Source organism: Rhodococcus sp. WMMA185, assembly GCF_001767395.1.
In the GTDB taxonomy this organism is placed as follows: Bacteria; Actinomycetota; Actinomycetes; order Mycobacteriales; family Mycobacteriaceae; genus Rhodococcus_F.
In genome coordinates, this window is the sequence record NZ_CP017014.1 from 3,198,821 (window position 1) to 3,217,328 (window position 18,508).

Genomic DNA, 18,508 nt, shown 5'->3' on the forward strand with positions numbered 1-18,508 from the left:
GACGTCAAGCTATCTCGAGCGGAAGCCGCACGGTGCTGTAGCGCCCATCCAAGCCGATGTCAAACCTTCGGCGCGGGAGCGCTCGACACCGCGTCAGGTGATCCTGTCCAGCACCCAGGCGAACTCGAACGCTACTTCCTTCCATTTCTCGTAGCGTCCGCTGACACCGCCGTGCCCGGCACTCATTTCGGTCTTGAGGAGCAGCGGTGCGTCACCAATCTTGGTGGCGCGCAACTTGGCGACCCACTTTGCCGGCTCCACATAGAGCACCCTGGTGTCGTTGAGGCTGGTGATCGCGAGTATTGCGGGATACCTCTTGGCCTCGACGTTCTCGTAGGGGCTGTACGAGCGCATGTACTCGTATACCTCGGGGTGCTCCAAGGGATTTCCCCACTCGTCCCACTCGATGACAGTCAGCGGCAGAGACGGGTCCAGAATCGAGGTGAGCGGGTCGACGAACGGCACGTTGGCGAGGATCCCTGCGAACAGTTCGGGAGCCAGATTCGCCACCGCACCCACCAGCAGGCCACCGGCACTGCCACCGTCGGCAATCATCTGCCGCGCCGTGGTGTGGCCGGTATCAATCAAATGTCTTGCACACGAAACGAAGTCGGTGAAAGTGTTCTTCTTCGTGAGCGTCTTGCCGTTCTCGTACCAGTGCCTGCCCATCTCGCCGCCGCCACGCACGTGAGCGACAACGAACACCACGCCGCGGTCCAGCAGTGACAGTCGCGCGACAGAGAAGGCGGGGTCCATGCTGGCCTCATAGGAGCCGTACCCGTAGAGGAGCACCGGAGCGGGCGTGTCGGTACCTGTCGACTTCCTCCGAACGATCGACAGCGGGATTCTGGTCCCATCTTCTGCAACTGCCCAATCGCGTTGCTGCTCATAATTGTTCGCATCGAAGTCACCGAGGACCGGCTGGGACTTTCGCAGCGCGAGTTCACCCGTCGCGGGCACGTAGTCGTACACCTGGCCCGGGGTGATGAATGACGTGAACCCCATCCGCAGTGTGGGCTGTCGCCATTCGGGATTGGCACCGATCCCGACGCTGAACAGTTCCTCGTCGAATTCGATCTCCCTCAGTTCGCCGTAGCCGTCTGCGGTGAGCGGCCAGATGGCGAGTCGGGTCAATGCTTCACGTCGGTAACTGAGCACGAGGTGATCGGAGAAGGCATCGACCTCTTCCAACCGGACATCAGACCTGTGTGCGATGAGCGTCGTCTGCGATGTCGGGTCGGAGACCGGTGCCTCGGTCAGTACAAAGTTCTCCGCCTTCTCTCCCTCGATCGAGCCGTTGTGCAGGATCAGGAAGCGATCTTCCTCCGCGACCACCGCGTGCTCGACCACGTATTCGACGCCCTGGCGGCGGGGCAACAACACACGGAATTCGCCCTCGGGGTTGGCTGATTCGAGCACCCAGCCTTCAGTGGTGATCTTCGAACCCACCCAGATCATGAGGTACTTCTCGCTTCGAGTGGACCCCACCGAAACCCAGAACCGCTCGTCCGGTTCGTGGAACACGGAGACGTCGTGACTCCGGTCAGTGCCGAGCGCATGCCGCCACACGGTGTCCGGACGCCATGACTCGTCGACGGTCAGATAGAAGACGTGATTGTGGTCGATGGCCCAGGTGACCCCGGGAGCGGTACCGGTGATCTCGTCGGCCAGGAGTTCACCGGTTTCGAGGTTCTTGAAGCGCAGTGTGTAGCGCTCGTCGCCGACCACGTCCACGGAGTATGCGAGCAGCGTGCCGTCATGGCTGATCGCGAAGGCGCCGAGGGAGAAGAAGTCGTGGCCCTTCGCCTCTTCGTTGCCGTCGAGCAGGACCTGCTCACCCGGGAGGTCGACACCCGGAGTCAACTCAGGTGGAGTCCAGTCGTCAGAATTGGCGATCGGAGCCCTGCACTGCACTCCGTACTGCTTGCCCTCGATCGTGCGGGCGAAGTACCACCAGTCGCCCCTCCGAGTGGGCACCGACATGTCGGTTTCCAGCGTCCGCGACTTGATCTCCTGGAAGATCTGATCCCGCATCGCTTCCAGGTGGGCGGTCTCCTGCTCGGTGTACGCGTTCTCCGCCTCGAGATAGGCGATTACTTCGGGATTATCCTTGTCCCGCAACCATTCGTACTCGTCGATGAAGGTGTGCCCGTGATGGACGCGTTCAATGGGAACAGTCTTTGCGACGGGAGGGGCTAGCTTCGATCCGTGGGCCGTCATGCCTCAGCCCACCCACTCGTCGAACGACATTCCCGAAATCCGCTCGTAAGCCTCGATGTAGCGGGCACGTGTCGCCTCCACGATCTCGGTAGGCAGGGGCGGCGGGGGACTGTCCGAGGCGCGGTCCCAGCCGGATTCCGGGCTGGTGAGCCAGTTGCGCACGAACTGCTTGTCGAAGCTCGGCTGAACCCTGCCGGCCTCGTACCCTTCGGCCGGCCAGTACCGAGAAGAGTCGGGGGTGAGTACCTCGTCGGCCAGCACCAGATTGCCCTCCTGGTCCAGGCCGAACTCGAGCTTGGTGTCGGCGAGAATGATGCCTCGGTCGGCGGCGAAGTTCGAGGCACGGCCATAGACGTCGAGAGTGTCGTCACGCAGCTTGACGGCCAGATCTTGCCCCACCTTGTCGACAACTGCGGCGAAGGTGATGTTCTCGTCGTGGGCACCGACATCTGCCTTGCTGGCAGGGGTGAAGATCGGATCCGGGAGCTGGCTGGCCTCGACCAGACCTTCGGGCAATTCGACGCCACACACCGCGCCGGATTCCAGGTAGTCGATCAACCCGGACCCGGTGAGGTATCCGCGGGCGACACACTCGATCGGAATCATGTCCAGTTTCCGGACGACCAATGCGCGGCCGAGAACGGACTCGGGGATCCGACTGTCGTCGGGCTCCCCGGCCAGATGGTTGTTGCCGCCGAGGATGCCGAAGAAGAGGACGCTCATCGCGGTGAGCACCCGACCCTTGTCCGGGATAGGCGTACTGAGGACGTGGTCGTATGCGGAGATTCGATCGCTCGCAACCAACAGGAGGTGCTCGTCGTCGATCGTGTAGAGGTCGCGGACCTTTCCACCTGTCAGATGCGGGTATGAATCGAGTGAGGGGCGCACGGTACACCAGCCTATAGCCCGAACCGGCTGTGCCGGGACGGGCACCGATCTGCGCAGGAATACCGCAGACGCAAATTTAGTTAGCCTTGGAATCGAGTTCTGTGAGGTACGCGATGTGACGGGAGCGCCATGCGAACTGTTACAGCCAAGGCTGACGTGGGGTTCCGTTCTGAACGCGGCCTGATCCTCGCTTCACTGATGCTCGCGATGGCGCTGGTTGCGCTCGATACAACGATCATCTCGACCTCGGTGTACATCATCGCGGGAGACCTCGGTGGATTCGCGCAGTTCCCATGGCTGTTCTCGATCTATCTGCTGACGCAGGCCATATCGGTGCCGGTCTACGGCAAATTGGCAGACATCTTCGGCCGGAAACCGATGATGCTGATCGGCATCGCTCTATTCAGCGTGGGTTCCATGCTGTGCGGGCTTGCGTGGAGCATGCCCGCCTTGATCGCGTTCCGAGCACTGCAGGGCCTGGGCGGTGGGGCCCTGCAACCGATGAGCCTCACCATCGCGGGGGACATCTACACAACCACCGAGCGCCCGAAGGCCCAGGCCTATCTGTCGAGCGTCTGGGGGATTGCGTCGGTGATCGGTCCCACCGTTGGCGGACTGTTCTCCGAGTACCTGTCGTGGCGGTGGATCTTCTTCGTCAATATTCCGATTTGCCTGCTCGCGGCCGCGATGTTGATCCGCAACTTCCACGAGAAGCGGGAACGGGTGGACAGGTCGATCGATTACGCCGGTGCGGGCATCCTGGCCGCAGGCACCACGCTGCTCATCCTGGGGCTGCTCTCGGGCGGACACGAATGGGCGTGGGGTTCGCCGATCAGCCTCGGGATCTTCACCGCGGGCGGCGGACTCCTGATCGTCTTCGCGCTGGTGGAACGCCGGGCTCGTGAGCCGGTACTACCGCTGTGGGTGCTCACCAGGCGCGTCCTCGCAGCAAGCACGCTCGTCTCGCTTCTCCTCGGCGCAATCGTCCTGGGCCTGACCACTTACATCCCCACCTTCGCTCAAGGAGTGTTCGGGACAAGTGCGGTGGTCGCCGGATTCGCACTCGCCACACTGACGATCGGCTGGCCCCTTGTCTCCGGGCAGGCCGGACGCGTGTACCTGCGATACGGCTTCCGCTTGACTGCCACTGCGGGAAGCCTGATCGTCGTGATCGGCGCAGGGCTCACCGCGACCCTGTCCCTTCACTCAGCCGTGTGGCAGGCCGCGATCTTCTGCTTCGTCATCGGCTGTGGGATCGGTCTCGTGGCCAGCCCCACCCTCATCGCCGCGCAGTCGAGCGTCGGGTGGTCGGAACGAGGTGTCGTGACCTCCACCAATATGTTCGGGCGGTCCATCGGCAGCGCTTTGGGGGTGGCGCTGTTCGGTGCGCTTGTCAACACCAGGCTCGGCGGCGCCGACAACCCCGCTCCCACCGCACTGGCAGAGGCCCTGCATTTGGTGTTCCTGGCCCTTGTCGTCGCCGCGGTCATGCTCGTTCTCGCCTCTGCGGCCATGCCGAAGTTCGCCCCGAACCCCGACTCGGCGCCGCGCGCGCCGGTGTCGAGAGGTCCGGTGTCGAGAGGTCCGCGCTGACAGGATTCGCATTCACTTGGAGTGACATTGGAGGACAACTGTGCCGAACAACCGGGTCGACGTGCTCGTGGCCTCATACCTCGAGCCGGCTCTGGTCGAGAAAATTGCCCGCTGCGACTCGCGGGTGCGGGTGACTTATGCGCCCGAATTGCTTCCCCGCCCTCGATGGCGCAGCGATCACGTCGGAGTGCCGCGCGAACTGACTGTAGCCGAGCACGACCGATGGACATCGATGCTGCAAACCGCCGAAGTGATGTTCGACTTCGACTGGCGCCACCCTGACCGGACGCTCGAACAGTCGCCGAAGCTGGAATGGGTTCAAGCGACATCCGCTGGCGTAGGAGAGACGATCGAACGCTTCGGATTGTCATATGCGCCGCTGACCGTGACAACAGCCTCTGGAGTCCACGCCGATCCACTCGCGGAATTCGCTCTTGCCGGCATCCTGCACTTCACACGGGGATTACCCCACTTGATCAACGATCGGCAGAACCGAACCTGGCGCAAGCAGAGCGCTCCGGAACTCGCGGGAAGCCATGCAGTTATTCTCGGCCCCGGGAAGATCGGCACTCGCACAGCGGAACTGCTCCGTCACTTCTCGGTCACATCTACCGGAGTCGCACGCAACCCACGCACCGACAGCGCTCCCTTCGACATCATGACGACCATAGATCAGTTCCCAGAACATCTACCCCATGCCGATATCCTCGTCGTCTCCTGCGCGCTCACCGGGTCGACTCGCGGGCTGATCGGGCGCCGGCAACTCGACGCCCTGCCTCACGGAGCAGTGGTCGTGAATCTCGGCCGAGGGCCGATCATCGACGAGGATGCTCTCGCGGACGGACTGTCGTCCGGGCGGCTCGGCGGTGCGGTCCTCGACGTCACCTCCACCGAACCGCTCGACGACGATTCGCCGCTGTGGACTGCCCAAAACGTCATCCTGAGCCCGCACAGTGCCGCGAACGTACCGTCGGAGAACGCGAAGATCGTCGATCTGTTCATCGCGAATCTCGAGCGGCACCTGTCCGGCGACAGGCTGATCAACGAGTTCGACTTCGACGCCGGGTATTGAACAGACCTACCGCGACAGCCTGCCCAGCAAGGCAGACGCGACCGCGATACCGAGCACCGCGGCCACCATGAGCACGCCGAAGTCCAGCCAGTAGTTGGTGGGCTGACCGATCAGGAGACCCCGCAGGGCATTCACTTCATAGGTCATCGGGTTCAGGTGGCTGACCACCTGCAGCCAGCCGGGCATGACGTCCACCGGGTACAGCGCGTTCGACGCGAAGAACAACGGCATGGTGATGGCCTGCCCGACTCCCAGCAGCCGGTCGCGCTTGAGCACCACCCCTGCGATGGCAACCGACAGGCAGGCGAAGAACGCGGCACCCAGAACAACGGCGACGACGACCGCCAGCAGACGTAGCGGATCCCATGTCATACCGACCCCGAGCAGAGCTGCCACGATCACGACGACAACGGCCTGCGACACCGCACGGATGCCTGCCGCGAAGGCTTTGCCCGTCACCAGCGCGGCTCGGGGGGTGGGGGTCACGAGAAGCTTGGTCAGCACCCCTGTGTCCCGCTCCCAGATGATCTGGATGCCGTAGAAGATGGCGATGAAAAGGCCTGACTGGGCGATGATTCCCGGCGCGAGGTAGTCGAGATACGGCACGTCGCCGGTTGGAATGGCACGGATGCGGCTGAAGGTTTCACCGAAGATGACGAGCCAGAGGATCGGCTGAATCGTTCGGGTCGTCAGCTCCGATCGGTCATGGCGAAGCCTCTGCAGCTCGACCAGGCAGAACGTGGCGATACGTGAGAGCATGCGCGCACTTCGGGTCGATGCGTCAACCCAGACGGTGCGCGACGTTGCGGGCGATACGGACATTGCGGAGCCCTCCCTTCTCGTCTTCGGTGAGGCTGTCGCCGGTGAAGTGGCGGAAGACGTCTTCGAGCGTCGAATCCGCTCCGAGTTCGGCTACGAGTCCGGCCGGCGAACCCAGGGCCCGCAACTCTCCTCGGTGCATCAGCGCAACGCGATCACACAGCGCCTCGGCTTCTTCCATGTAGTGAGTGGTGAGCAACACCGTTGCCCGGTACTGGTCCTGCATGTCGGTGACCCGGGCCCACACCGAGTCCCGCGCTACCGGGTCGAGCCCGACCGTCGGTTCGTCGAGAACCAGCAGTGACGGCCGATTGACCAACGCCTGCGCGAGCTCGAGTCGCCGGACCATGCCGCCCGAGAAACTGGACGCGAGCCGGTCGGCGACGTCGCCGAGGTCGACCATCTCGAGCACCTCGTTCACCCGGCTTCGCCGCTCCGATCGAGGCACGTCGTACAGGCGCGCGAACCACGAGACATTCTCGCGGGCAGTCAGGGCTCCTTCGATCGACAACTGTTGCGGCACATACCCGAGTAGCCGGCGTACCGCCATAGACTGTGTACGCAAGTCTTTCCCGAAGACGCGCACCTGACCATCCTGCAACGGAAGCAGAGTAGCCAGCAGCCTGATTGTCGTCGTCTTTCCCGCCCCGTTGGGACCGAGGAGCCCGAAGCACTCCCCCGCTTCTATCTCGAGGCTCAGATTCTTCACCGCCGTGAAGTCGCCGAAGCGGTAGGTCACGTTCGACAACGACAGTGCGTCCTGAGGTGAACCCGAGTGCATCAACTGGAGTGACCGATTGTCCTGGCTCTGGAACCTCATATTCCGACCTCCTGTGACATTGATTGCCCGGCGTCGTCCTGTCCGGATACAGCGCGTGGCAATGACGAGCAATCGCGGGAATGGCAGATTCGATGGCGGCCCGGTCCTCGGGACTCAAATTGGCGGAGGCTGCTTCGACCTCGCCATTTCGGCGGTCACGCCAGTGTCCTAACTCGCGAACGCGCCGCAGCGGTCAACGCGAGTCTTGCGATCGGACGGTCGTACTCGTCCTGCACACAGGCAGAGACTTTCGACCACGCGAAGGTGCCGCCAGGCGAGCAACTCTTCGCCGCAATCGGACTGCTGCGGCGGCATGCCCGGCGAAGTGTGGGCCAACGATGGCACGAAACCCCGTTGACTGAATCTCACATGGAGTTGGCGCGGCTGCTCCGGCGTCGGCCGGGGATCTCGGTCGCCGATGCGGCAGCAGGTTTGGGTCTCGCGGCGAACACTGTCTCGACGCTTGCGCGCCAGATCGTCGACGCGGGACTCGTCGAACGCGTCATACCTCAATATAACTCTGTTTCAGACGAAATTCCCCCCGAAGCCCGACCCGGTGTCGAGCACGTCGGTTTCAGAGAGTTCAGACGCACAGGATTCGAGTTCGATTGCGAGGGGCCCGAGTTCACGCGGCGGAAGAATCGCCCGGTTAATCGCTGATCAACGAGATCGCCTTCGTCTCAGGGAAGTGAACCGCCGCTCGCGAATATTACCGTGACAACCTGCCCAGCAGCGCCGACGCAACCGCGATACCGAGCACGGCCGCCCCGATCAGCACGCCGAAGTCGAGCCAATAGTTGGTGGGCTGACCGATCAGGAGACCCCGCAGTGCATTCACCTCGTAGCTCAATGGGTTCAAGTGGCTGACCACCTGCAGCCAGCCGGGCATGACGTCCACCGGGTACAGCGCATTCGACGCGAAGAACAACGGCATGGTGATGGCCTGCCCGATTCCCATCAGCCGGTCGCGCTTGAGCACCAAACCCGCGATGGCAACCGACAGGCAGGCGAAGAACGCGGCGCCCAGGACCACGACGACGACCACCGCCAGCAGACGCAACGGATTCCATGTCATACCGACCCCGAGCAGAGCTGCCACGATCACGACGACAACGGCCTGCGACACCGCACGGATGCCTGCCGCAAAGGCTTTGCCCGTCACCAGCGCAGCTCGGGGGGTGGGGGTCACGAGAAGCTTGGTCAGCACCCCCGCATCCCGTTCCCAAATGATCTGGATGCCGTAGAAGATGGCGATGAAAAGAGCTGACTGAGCGATGATTCCCGGCGCGAGGTAGTCGAGATAGGGCACGTCGCCGGTTGGAATGGCATGGATGCGGGTGAAGGTTTCACCGAAGATGACGAGCCAGAGGATCGGCTGAACCGCTCGGGTCATCAGCTCCGATCGGTCATGGCGAAGCCTCTGCAACTCGACCAGACAGAACGTGGCGATACGTGAGAGCATGCGCGCACTTCGGGTCGATACGTCAACCCAGACGGTGCGCGACGTTGCGGGAGCTACGGACACTGCGCAACCCTCCCCTCTCTGATTCGATGAGGCTGTCACCGGTGAAGTGACGGAAGACGTCCTCGAGCGTCGCATCCGGCCCTTGCTCGGCCACGAGTCCGGCCGGCGAACCCAGGGCCCGCAACTCGCCCCGATGCATCAGCCCAACCCGATCACACAGCGCCTCGGCTTCTTCCATGTAGTGAGTAGTGAGCAGCACCGTCATTCCGTACTGCTTTTGCATCTCGGTGACCCGGGCCCACACCGAGTCCCGCGCTACCGGGTCGAGCCCGACCGTCGGTTCATCGAGAACCAGCAATGACGGCCGGTTGACCAACGCCTGCGCGAGTTCCAGACGCCGGATCATCCCACCCGAAAAGCTGGCCGCAAGTCGGTCGGCGACGTCGCCAAGGTCCACCATCTCCAGCACCTCGTTCACCCGGCTTCGCCGCTCGGATCGAGGTACGTCGTACAGGCGCGCGAACCAGGAGACATTCTCGCGGGCGGTCAGGGCTCCTTCGATCGACAACTGTTGCGGCACATACCCGAGTAGCCGGCGCACCGCCATGGACTGCGTGCGCACGTCGTACCCGAAGATGCTCACGTCCCCGTCCTGCAACGGAAGCAGAGTAGCCAGCAGCCTGATTGTCGTCGTCTTTCCCGCCCCGTTGGGACCGAGGAGCCCGAAGCACTCCCCCGCTTCTATCTCGAGGCTCAGATTCTTCACCGCCGTGAAGTCGCCGAAGCGGTAGGTCACGTTCGACAGTGTCAGCGCACCGCTCGTCGAAACCGTGCGCGTGGGCTCACGGGAGGCGTTGCCACGCCAGGGAAATGAGGCGTTCCCACGCCGGGGAAATATCATGTGCCAACCTCCTATGGCAGTGGTTGCGCGGCGTCGTGCCGCTCGGGGTGAAGTGCGCGGGCGAGACGGGTGATCGCGGGAACGGCGGATTCGATAGCGGCCCGGTCCTGCGGACTCAAACTTGCGAAAGCCGCTTCGACCTCAACATTGCGCCGGTCGCGCCAGTGCTCGACCTGCGAGCGCGCAGAAGTGGTCAGCGCCAGTCTCGCGACGCGACGGTCATTGGCGTCCGGCTCTCGTTCGACCAACCCGGCTTCGATGAGCTGGCGCACCAGCGTCGAAACGGTGTTCGCCGCGAGGCCTAGAGCCGACGCCGCCTCGGCGACCGAAGTTCCGGGGTGCCTGCGCAGCAACCGCACCAACTCTGTTTGAGAACCGGTCAACGGAGTTTCCGGCCATGGTCGTCCCACCCTTCGCCGGGTGTGCCGACGGAGTAACCCGATTGCGTTGAACAGTTGCTCTGCCGGCGGCATCGCCGAGTGGTCGACAGCCTCATTCTGTGCCATACCTCAATATAGCTCTGCTTCAGAGGTAAATCGATGGCGACTACGCTCGAGAAGGTAATCTCGCTAGTCGATCGCGCCGAAGGGAACAGTCAATGTGCCTGGTTCTATTCGCCTGGCATACCCGGCCCGATCTGCCCCTGGTGATCGCAGCAAACCGTGACGAGTTCTATGCACGGCCTGCCGAGCCGCTCCAGCGCTGGGACGAAGGCTTCGTCGCCGGACGCGATCTCCTCGCCGGGGGAACCTGGATGGGCGTCACGGACGACCTCCGATTCGCGGCCGTCACCAACGTTCGCAACGGCGTGCCCACCGCTGGAGCCCGGTCCCGCGGCACACTGCCCGTGGAGTATCTCCGCGCCCCGACATCGCCGGCCGACTATGCCGCTCGGGTGACTGCGGTCGGATCCGAATACGGCAGCTTCAACCTTCTCGTCGGCGACCCCGACGAACTGTGGTGGACCACCAATCGGCCGAACGGTCACCGGCAGCGCGTCGAACCCGGAATCCACGGATTGTCCAATGCCCAACTCGACACCCCGTGGCCGAAGGTGACCGGTGGTACTCGTGCGTTCGCCACGGCACTCGCCGCCGACGACGGTAGCGCCGACCCCGACCTCGAGGCGTACTTCGACGTGCTCACCGATGCCGATCCTGCGCCGTGGGACGACCTACCCGACACAGGTGTCGGCCCGGAACTCGAACTCGCACTATCGTCCCGGTTCATCCGCTACGAGGGCTACGGGACACGCGCCTGCACGCTGTTGCGGGTCCGGCCGGACGGCACGTACGACATCACCGAGCGCCGCTTCGACGAGAACGGCATGACCGGCGAGACCCGACTCCCGTTCGAGTAGGTCATGTGAGGGACGAACGGATCACTCCCGCCGTCTGATCGAGTGCAATGCGACTCGGCGAACTCGGCGCTCCGCGTAGCCCGAATCCGTCGCCGGTCGCACGAGGTACGACGTGAAGATGGACGTGAAACACCTCCTGGCCGGCGGCAACTCCGTCGGCGAGGAAGAGATTGACTCCCTCGGCCCGCATCGACCCGCTCCTCAACGTTGTCGCGATCCGCTGACCCGCAGAGAACACCGCCGCACCGTCGGCGGGATCGAGATCGGCGAGCCCACTCGCATGCCGCCTCGGGATGACCAGCAAATGCCCGGGCGTCCACGGCCGGATATCCATGAACGCCATCACCTGCTCGTCCTGGTACACGACGCTCGACTCGGCCCGGCCCGCGATGATGGCACAGAACACGCAATGGCTCATGCTCGACGATGGTATGCGGCGATACCCGAGACGACGATTGACGAGGTACCGCGCGTGTGTCGCCAGTGGCTAGCCGCTGGTCAGCCCAGAGTCGCCTTCGCGAAGGCCAGCACCTGCGGCCAGGACAATTCCCAGGCCGCCTTGTTCACCGCGTTGTCGCGCCGGTTGGGGGCGCTGAACCCGTGCTCGGCGCCGGGATACGCATGCAGGATTGTCGCCCCGCTCTCGCGCGACTGCAGCGCCGCCTGCAACGCTTCGAACGTTTCGGTCGTCAGGATGTTGTCCGCACCGGCGTGCAGCACCATGGCCGGTGCCGCAATCGTCGCAGCGAGGGCGACGGAATCGAGCGTGTGATTCGTAGCCGAGTCCCAGATCGACGGGTGGTAGGCAACGACATTCGCCAGCCCGGCGTCACGTGCACCGAGCAGCAGCGCGAACCGGCCACCCAGGCACCAGCCGATCACGCCTACCCGACGGGCACCGAGGTCGGTACGCGCATAGTCGAGCAACGCACCCATCTCGGACAGACACGTTTCGTCGTCGAGCTGTCCCATGAGCTCGAAGAGTCGCTCCTGCGGGGTGTCGTCGAAGCTCGGTCCATGCCACGGATCCCACACCAGGGCGGTAATCCCTGCTGCCGCAACGTCTGCGGCGAAAGTGCGCACCTGTGCGTCGATCCCGGTGATCATCGGCAGCAGTAGCATGACGCTGTCGCTGCCACCCTCCGGCTGCGCCAGGTGCGCGGCAAGGTCACCGACCGCGACCATTTGGGTCTCGATTTCGGAATTTGTTGTCACAGAATCGCTCCGGGGACGTACCGGGCGGCATCGGGATTGGCATCGACGAGCTTGCGCACCTCGGCGACCACCGAATCGACCTGCGCACCCGCGGCGCCGACGAACGCGCTCTTGTCCGCGAGTGCCTCGTCGAGTGCGGCCCGGTCCAGCCCCAGACGCTCGTCGGCGGCGAGCCGGTCGAGCAGATCGGGCTCCCGGCCCTCCTCCCGCATGCCGAGCGCGACGGCGACGGCGTGCTCCTTGATGACCTCGTGCGCGGTCTCACGGCCCACCCCGGCACGAACGGCCGCCATGAGGACCTTGGTGGTGGCGAGGAACGGCAGGTAGCGGGCCAGCTCGTTCTCGATGACGGCCGGGTAGGCGCCGAACTCGGCGAGGACGGTCAGGAACGTCTCCATCTGGCCGTCGATCGCGAAGAACGCGTCGGGCAGCGCGACACGGCGAACGACCGAGCAGAACACGTCGCCTTCGTTCCACTGCGCGCCGGCCAGCTCAGCGGCCATCGAGGCGTAGCCGCGCAGCACCACCTGAAGGCCGTTGACTCGCTCGCACGAGCGCGTGTTCATCTTGTGCGGCATCGCCGACGAGCCCACCTGACCAGGCTGGAAGCCCTCGGTGACCAGCTCGTGGCCGGCCATCAGGCGGATGGTGTGGGCCAGCGAGGACGGCGCGGCACCGACCTGGACCAGCGCGGAGAGCACATCGTGATCGAGCGAGCGCGGGTACACCTGGCCGACGCTGGTGAACACGTGCGCGAAGCCGAGATGCTCGGCGACCTTGGCCTCGAGCTGCTCGAGCTTCGCGGCATCACCGCCCAGGAGGTCCAGCATGTCCTGGGCAGTACCCATCGGCCCCTTGATGCCGCGCAACGGGTAGCGGTCGATGAGCTCACGCAGACGGGTGAGCGCGACCAGCAGTTCGTCGGCGGCCGACGCGAAACGCTTGCCGAGGGTGGTGGCCTGCGCGGCGACGTTGTGCGAGCGTCCGGCCATCACGATGCCGGTGTACTCGGCGGCCCGCTCGCCCAGACGGGCAGCGACAGCGACGCCGTGGTCGTACACGTGCTCGAGCGACCGCAGCACCTGCAGCTGCTCGACGTTCTCGGTGAGGTCGCGGCTGGTCATGCCCTTGTGGACGTGCTCGTGTCCGGCGAGCGCGTTGAATTCCTCGATGCGCGCCTTCACGTCATGGCGCGTGACGCGCTCACGGGCGGCGATGGATTCGAGGTCCACCGTCTCGAGCACCCGCTCATAGTCGGCGAGCGCCTGGGCAGGCACATCGATCCCGAGTTCGGCCTGGGCACGCAGCACGGCAAGCCACAACTGACGTTCGAGGACGATCTTGTGCTCGGGAGACCACAACGAGGTGAGTTCCGGACTGGCATAGCGATTGGCAAGAACATTCGGGATGCGGCTCACGAGTCCCCAGCTTACGGCGGGCCTACGGCTGAGCGCGGCCCGGCTGCTGCACCGCGGGCGCCACCACATCGACGACGTCGAGCAACATCGAGCGGGTCAGCGCGCGCACGTCGGAATCGTGCTCGCCAAGAGCCGTCAACAGTGCTCCGTCGACTGCCGCAACGAGACGCCGCATCTGCTCCTGCCGAGCGACCCGTTCGGAGCGGCGCAGCGCTTCGGTCAGCAGGTCATGGAGTTGCATGCCCAGTCGCGACTGAACCCCACGCAGTTCGGGCCGGCGTGCAGACGCGGTGAAGCGCTCGTACCGCGAGATCAGTCGTTCGCGGCAGTCCATGCTGATCAGAGCAGGTCCGACGAGAAGATCGAGGAGCAGGTCAACGGTGGACTCGAGCCCGCGGTGACGGTGCGTGACGTCCTCGACGCGCGAGCGCATGACGGCAAGGTCGCGGTTGCCGTTGTATTCGACAGCCTTCGCGATGAGGTCGTCGAGGGACTCGAAGTAGTAGGTGGTCGAGGCCAGCGGCAGATCGGCCCTCGAAGCCACCGAGCGGTGCCGAACCGCGTCGAATCCACCCTCGAGCAACAGGTCGGCAGCGGCTTTGACGAGCGCCTGACGGCGCCGCTCGCCCTTCGGTGTTACCGCTGTAGACACAGCTCTATCTTCCCAGGCGGGGGCATCGCACCACGGCGGATTCGACCAAGACCGAAAAGCCCGTGGTCCCGGCCGAAGCTCGAATCAAGCTTCTCGGGTCAGCCCGTTCGGCACGACCCGCGGCCGACGTAGAACCGAGCGAGAACCAGCCAGACGATGGGTAGGAAGACCAGCGGTGGGACACGGACGGTGACCACCCACAGAACGGCGGCAAGCACAGCCAGCAAGAACACCAGCATCCGCAGTGGTGCCGGATCCCGACTCGAACGTCGCTGCACATTCGGGGATTCTTCGCCGAAGTGCGGCTTGCTCGGCAGATCCGCGAACAAGACAGAGAGGTCAGCGACGGTCTTGGCGAGGTACGCCTGGCGAACCCGGGTGTCGAACTCGTCGGTGTCGAGGCGTCCGGCGGCGAAATGCTCGGTGAGAGCGGTCGCAGCTCGTTCCCGCTCCACGGTCCCGATTCGTATTCCGCCGGGAACTGGTGGCTGTGGATGTCTGATGTCGCTCATATCGCCGCCTCGATCCCGGGTTGTAATACTGTAATCATACTCACAGTGGGGTGATTCTGTGCCTGGTCAACCCGACATTCTGCAACGCCCGCCCGACCCTCGAATCACATTCACCTCCATCGAACAGCGTCGCAGATGCCGCCGCAAGTGCGGGTGCCGCCGAACTTATCGCTACAGCCAGCGACCAAGCCGGACCAACGCCTCACGGATCTCCGCGGTGGCACCGGCGAAAGACATCCGGACCGTCCGATCGCCCCGGACCGTGTCGAAGTCGATGCCCGGCGCCAACGCCACTCCGGTCTCCTGTAGGAGCCGCGAGCACCACTGTGTCGATGTTGCAGCGGTCGATGTTGCAGCGGTCGATGTTGCAGTGCTGGTTCCTTCGAGCAGGTGCCCGATGTCGGCGTAGACGTAGAACGCGCCGTCTGCCGGGGCCAGATCGCTGATACCCAGTTCCGGCAGGCCAGAAAGCAGAAGTTCACGATTGACGCCGTAGCGTTCGACGTGACCGTCGAGTTCGAACCTCGACTCGGGGGTAAATGCGGCGATCGCCGCGTACTGCGAGAGGGCGGGCGGGCACACGGTCATGTTCGATGCGAGGCGCTGCAATGCCGGGCGTAGTCCCGATGGCACAAGCATCCATCCCAGCCTCCAGCCCGTCATCGAGAAATACTTGGAGACCGAACCCACGACAACGGATTCGCGGGACGTCTCCCAAGCGCTGGTCATTACCTGGTCGCCGTAACCGATGCCGTGATAAATCTCGTCGGAGATCAGCAGCGTCCCGTGATCGTCGCACCAGCGAGCCAGGGCCGCCAGCTCTTCAGGATCGATCACGGTGCCGGTCGGGTTGGCAGGGCTTGCGACGATCAGGCCGTCGGGTGGCTCAGGCAAATCCTCGAGCATCGCGACCGTTGGCTGGAATCGGGTGTCGGGACCGCAGTCGATCTCGATGACCTTGCAACCGAGCGCGGCAAGCGTGTTCCGGTAGCCGGGGTAGCCCGGGCGGGCCATCACTACCGTGTCGCCGACATCGAAGGCGGCGAGGAACAGCAGCGTGAACCCACCTGACGAACCTGTCGTCACGACCACGTCATCGGCATCGACCTCGATGCCCGACTTCGCGGAGTGGTACTCGGCAATGGCCTCGCGCAGCGGCGCGATTCCGAACGTCTCGGTGTAGCCGAGCAGCTGCCCGTCAAGCGCCTCGCGCGTCGCTCGCAGAACGGGTTGTGGGGCGGGAGTGGACGGCTGCCCCGCCGCTAGCGTCAGCACATCGCCGTGCGTGCCTTGCCGCTCGATGGCCGCCTTCCACACGTCCATGACATGAAAGGTCTGAATGTTTGATCGCTGGGATTCGTGGCGCACCCAACGACGCTATCGCGGCTCGCTCACTCGCGGAAACACTATGTCGCGACGACTCGCCCGTTTCTCGATTGCACCTTCGGGGGCTATCCACAGCGACACCATCAGACCACACTGGAATTATGTTGCCCGCGTCGACCTGGGTACGCATTCTGGTGACGGTTCTCGTGCTGTCACTTGCGCTGATCGCGGCGCTGTGGGTCTTTCAGCGACGGCTGATCTACTTCCCCGACTCGTCCCCCGTCCCGCCGGCATCGATTGTGCTGCCCGGGGCCGAGGACGTTCAGTTGACCACGACCGACGGACTCGAACTCGGCGCCTGGTACGTGCCTCCGATGAACGCCGACCGTGATGCGACCGTGCTGATCGCAAACGGAAACGCCGGGAACCGTTCGGACCGGGCTTCATTGGCGGGTGAGCTCGCAGCCGAAGGATTCGCGGTGCTGCTCTTCGACTACCGGGGATACGGCGGAAACCCGGGACATCCCACCTCGGCGGGACTAGGGCGCGATGCCGAAGCTGCATACCGGTTCCTTGTCGAACGGAAGCAAGTGCCACCGGATCGGATGCTGTACTTCGGGGAGAGCCTCGGTACCGCGGTAGTGAGCGAACTCGCGCTAGCGCACCCGCCGGCCGGACTGTTGCTCCGGTCGCCACTCACCGATCTCGAATCGCTTGCGCGAGGGATTTTCTTCGGACTGCCGATCGGATTCCTCCTGTTCGATCGCTTCGCTGTCGCGGAAGCGGTTTCGCAGATCGATGTTCCGACGACGGTCGTGTACGGCGGCGCCGATGAGGTTGTGCCGCCCGCGCACAGCATCGCCGTCGCGGAAGCAGCAAACGGGCCCGTCGAAATCGTCAGGATCGACGGCGCCGGACACAACGACGCCGTCATGTTCGGCCGCGAGGTCGTCGACGCCGTCAAGTCTCTGGCGGACCGGACTGTCGGGCGGCCGTAGGGTGCCGTACACCCCCGATTCACCGCCGATTTACCTCGAAATCGTGCCCGGCAGCACCGTATTTTCGGGCGTATGGTGAGGGCGGCGGTTATGCCGAGGTAAGCCCGGGGGTCGGCCATAGTTGGCACAGCCGTTGCCAGGTTCGCAAACCAGACAATCGGGAGCACAACCATCATGAACGACACCGTCGCCGTCGAGAGCCTCCGGCAGTCAGTCAGCGACTACTACGGCAAGCAGCTTCAAAGCACCGAAGACCTCCAGACCAGCGCGTGTTGTGACGCAGAGAATGTCCCCGAATGGCTGAAACCGGTCTTGTCCGCCATCCACCCGGAAGTGCTCGCCCGCTACTACGGTTGCGGACTGGTGGCCCCGGCCATGCTCGATGGCCGTCGCGTTCTCGATCTCGGCTGTGGAACCGGGCGTGACGTCTACGCCTTGGCGCAACTTGCAGGCAGCGGAGGCCACGTCACCGGCGTCGACATGACCGATGAGCAGCTCGACGTGGCGCGCGCCCATCAAGACTGGCACAGCGAACGTTTCGGCTTCGCCAACACGACCTTCCTGAAGGGGTACATCGAGGAACTCGAGGCCCTTCCACTCGAGCCCGGCAGCTTCGACGTCATCGTTTCCAACTGCGTTGTGAACCTCGCCGCCGACAAGGAGGCCGTACTGCGCGGCGTGTTCAGGCTGCTCGAGCCTGGTGGCGAGTTCTACTTCTCGGATGTATATGCAGATCGCAGGATCCCCGAAGAGCTCCGCAAGGACGAGGTTCTCTATGGGGAGTGCCTCAGTGGCGCCTTGTACTGGAACGATTTCCTGACCCTGGCCAAACGCGCCGGATTCGCCGATCCGCGGCTCGTGACCGATCGTCCGCTCGACATCACCAATGCCGAGGTTGCCTCCAAGACCGGGAACATTCGCTTCCACTCCGCAACGTACCGGCTGTTCAAACTGGAGAACCTGGAGAGCGCCTGCGAAGACTACGGCCAGGCGGTGGTCTACCGAGGCGGCATAGAAGGACAGTCGGACAGCTTCCTACTCGACAAGCACCACGAGATCGAAACCGGCAAGGTATTTCCCGTGTGCGGCAACACCTGGCGCATGCTGTCCGACACACGCTTCTCCCCGCACTTCGAGTTCCTGGGAGACTTCTCGCGCCACTACGGCATCTTCGCGGGCTGCGGCACGGACGTACCATTCACCCAAGCAGGTTCCGAGGGATCTCAGGACAGCTCCTGCTGTTGAGCCG

The 18,508-nt window shown here is 64.1% G+C and carries 18 protein-coding genes; 5 read left to right on the top strand and 13 right to left on the bottom strand.

Annotated features, from left to right (window positions below):
- Positions 1-93 precede the first annotated feature (93 nt).
- Together BFN03_RS14385 and BFN03_RS14390 are read right to left on the bottom strand one after the other, a co-directional pair.
- On the bottom strand, positions 94-2,220 hold the full coding sequence (locus BFN03_RS14385) for a S9 family peptidase (RefSeq protein ID WP_070379568.1): 2,127 nt from the start codon (positions 2,218-2,220) through the stop codon (positions 94-96).
- 3 nt (positions 2,221-2,223) lie between these two features.
- Positions 2,224-3,108 (bottom strand): phosphoribosylaminoimidazolesuccinocarboxamide synthase, encoded by an 885-nt coding sequence (locus BFN03_RS14390; protein WP_070379569.1) that lies wholly within the window; start codon positions 3,106-3,108, stop codon positions 2,224-2,226.
- 129 nt (positions 3,109-3,237) lie between these two features.
- Between BFN03_RS14390 and BFN03_RS14395 the strand changes: the two genes are divergently transcribed.
- Both BFN03_RS14395 and BFN03_RS14400 read left to right on the top strand, forming a co-directional pair.
- Entirely contained in the window at positions 3,238-4,701 is a 1,464-nt protein-coding gene (locus tag BFN03_RS14395) for an MDR family MFS transporter (RefSeq protein ID WP_070379570.1), read from the top strand.
- A gap of 40 nt (positions 4,702-4,741) precedes the next feature.
- Positions 4,742-5,773 carry a D-2-hydroxyacid dehydrogenase gene (locus BFN03_RS14400; RefSeq protein WP_070379571.1) on the top strand — a complete coding sequence of 344 codons (1,032 nt, stop codon included), beginning with the start codon at positions 4,742-4,744 and terminating at the stop codon, positions 5,771-5,773.
- A gap of 6 nt (positions 5,774-5,779) precedes the next feature.
- Here the strand turns inward: BFN03_RS14400 and BFN03_RS14405 are convergent, their stop codons facing one another.
- The 5 genes from BFN03_RS14405 to BFN03_RS14430 form a co-directional block, all read right to left on the bottom strand.
- The gene (locus tag BFN03_RS14405) at positions 5,780-6,595 is read right to left on the bottom strand and encodes an ABC transporter permease (RefSeq protein WP_070379572.1); all 816 of its coding nucleotides are present in this window, start codon (positions 6,593-6,595) and stop codon (positions 5,780-5,782) included.
- Positions 6,555-7,373 (bottom strand): ABC transporter ATP-binding protein, encoded by an 819-nt coding sequence (locus BFN03_RS14410; protein ID WP_232320541.1) that lies wholly within the window; start codon positions 7,371-7,373, stop codon positions 6,555-6,557. Before BFN03_RS14410 ends, BFN03_RS14405 begins: the two co-directional genes overlap by 41 nt.
- Before the next feature lie 748 nt (positions 7,374-8,121).
- Positions 8,122-8,937 carry an ABC transporter permease gene (locus BFN03_RS14420; RefSeq protein WP_070379574.1) on the bottom strand — a complete coding sequence of 272 codons (816 nt, stop codon included), beginning with the start codon at positions 8,935-8,937 and terminating at the stop codon, positions 8,122-8,124.
- Complete coding sequence (locus BFN03_RS14425) at positions 8,897-9,778, bottom strand: ABC transporter ATP-binding protein (RefSeq protein WP_157109620.1); 882 nt, start codon at positions 9,776-9,778, stop codon at positions 8,897-8,899. Before BFN03_RS14425 ends, BFN03_RS14420 begins: the two co-directional genes overlap by 41 nt.
- An 11-nt stretch (positions 9,779-9,789) precedes the next feature.
- On the bottom strand, positions 9,790-10,284 hold the full coding sequence (locus BFN03_RS14430; RefSeq protein ID WP_070379575.1) for a MarR family transcriptional regulator: 495 nt from the start codon (positions 10,282-10,284) through the stop codon (positions 9,790-9,792).
- A 92-nt stretch (positions 10,285-10,376) separates the two neighbouring features.
- Between BFN03_RS14430 and BFN03_RS14435 the strand changes: the two genes are divergently transcribed.
- Positions 10,377-11,138, top strand: a complete 762-nt coding sequence (locus tag BFN03_RS14435) for an NRDE family protein (RefSeq protein ID WP_070379576.1) — start codon at positions 10,377-10,379, stop codon at positions 11,136-11,138.
- A 1-nt stretch (position 11,139) separates the two neighbouring features.
- Here BFN03_RS14435 and BFN03_RS14440 read toward each other — a convergent pair whose 3' ends face one another.
- From BFN03_RS14440 to BFN03_RS14465, 6 genes are all read right to left on the bottom strand, one after another.
- Positions 11,140-11,556: an HIT family protein gene (locus BFN03_RS14440; protein WP_070379577.1), complete on the bottom strand. Its 417-nt coding sequence runs from the start codon at positions 11,554-11,556 to the stop codon at positions 11,140-11,142.
- An 80-nt stretch (positions 11,557-11,636) separates the two neighbouring features.
- Entirely contained in the window at positions 11,637-12,335 is a 699-nt protein-coding gene (locus BFN03_RS14445) for a dienelactone hydrolase family protein (RefSeq protein ID WP_070380945.1), read from the bottom strand.
- A 14-nt stretch (positions 12,336-12,349) separates the two neighbouring features.
- Positions 12,350-13,771: an adenylosuccinate lyase gene (purB, locus tag BFN03_RS14450; protein ID WP_070379578.1), complete on the bottom strand. Its 1,422-nt coding sequence runs from the start codon at positions 13,769-13,771 to the stop codon at positions 12,350-12,352.
- A gap of 22 nt (positions 13,772-13,793) precedes the next feature.
- A complete protein-coding gene (locus BFN03_RS14455; protein WP_070379579.1) occupies positions 13,794-14,423 on the bottom strand; it encodes a TetR/AcrR family transcriptional regulator in 630 nt (209 codons plus the stop codon).
- A 98-nt stretch (positions 14,424-14,521) separates the two neighbouring features.
- Entirely contained in the window at positions 14,522-14,935 is a 414-nt protein-coding gene (locus BFN03_RS14460; RefSeq protein ID WP_070379580.1) for a DUF1707 SHOCT-like domain-containing protein, read from the bottom strand.
- Between the two features lie 171 nt (positions 14,936-15,106).
- On the bottom strand, positions 15,107-16,303 hold the full coding sequence (locus tag BFN03_RS14465; RefSeq protein ID WP_070379581.1) for a pyridoxal phosphate-dependent aminotransferase: 1,197 nt from the start codon (positions 16,301-16,303) through the stop codon (positions 15,107-15,109).
- Between the two features lie 119 nt (positions 16,304-16,422).
- On the opposite strand from BFN03_RS14465, the gene BFN03_RS14470 reads away from it, so the two are divergent.
- Both BFN03_RS14470 and BFN03_RS14475 read left to right on the top strand, forming a co-directional pair.
- Positions 16,423-17,259: an alpha/beta hydrolase gene (locus BFN03_RS14470; RefSeq protein ID WP_070379582.1), complete on the top strand. Its 837-nt coding sequence runs from the start codon at positions 16,423-16,425 to the stop codon at positions 17,257-17,259.
- A 174-nt stretch (positions 17,260-17,433) separates the two neighbouring features.
- Positions 17,434-18,504 carry a methyltransferase domain-containing protein gene (locus BFN03_RS14475; RefSeq protein WP_070379583.1) on the top strand — a complete coding sequence of 357 codons (1,071 nt, stop codon included), beginning with the start codon at positions 17,434-17,436 and terminating at the stop codon, positions 18,502-18,504.
- The last annotated feature ends 4 nt before the right edge of the window (positions 18,505-18,508 follow it).

Coding starts and splice junctions, on each gene's coding strand:
- BFN03_RS14470 (WP_070379582.1), top strand. CDS start 16,423: ATGTTGCCCGCGTCGACCTGGGTACGCATTCTGGTGACGGTTCTCGTG.
- BFN03_RS14440 (WP_070379577.1), bottom strand. CDS start 11,556: ATGAGCCATTGCGTGTTCTGTGCCATCATCGCGGGCCGGGCCGAGTCG.
- BFN03_RS14435 (WP_070379576.1), top strand. CDS start 10,377: ATGTGCCTGGTTCTATTCGCCTGGCATACCCGGCCCGATCTGCCCCTG.
- BFN03_RS14410 (WP_232320541.1), bottom strand. CDS start 7,373: ATGCACTCGGGTTCACCTCAGGACGCACTGTCGTTGTCGAACGTGACC.
- BFN03_RS14460 (WP_070379580.1), bottom strand. CDS start 14,935: ATGAGCGACATCAGACATCCACAGCCACCAGTTCCCGGCGGAATACGA.
- BFN03_RS14385 (WP_070379568.1), bottom strand. CDS start 2,220: ATGACGGCCCACGGATCGAAGCTAGCCCCTCCCGTCGCAAAGACTGTT.
- BFN03_RS14405 (WP_070379572.1), bottom strand. CDS start 6,595: ATGTCCGTATCGCCCGCAACGTCGCGCACCGTCTGGGTTGACGCATCG.
- BFN03_RS14475 (WP_070379583.1), top strand. CDS start 17,434: ATGAACGACACCGTCGCCGTCGAGAGCCTCCGGCAGTCAGTCAGCGAC.
- BFN03_RS14425 (WP_157109620.1), bottom strand. CDS start 9,778: ATGATATTTCCCCGGCGTGGGAACGCCTCATTTCCCTGGCGTGGCAAC.
- BFN03_RS14395 (WP_070379570.1), top strand. CDS start 3,238: ATGCGAACTGTTACAGCCAAGGCTGACGTGGGGTTCCGTTCTGAACGC.
- BFN03_RS14430 (WP_070379575.1), bottom strand. CDS start 10,284: ATGGCACAGAATGAGGCTGTCGACCACTCGGCGATGCCGCCGGCAGAG.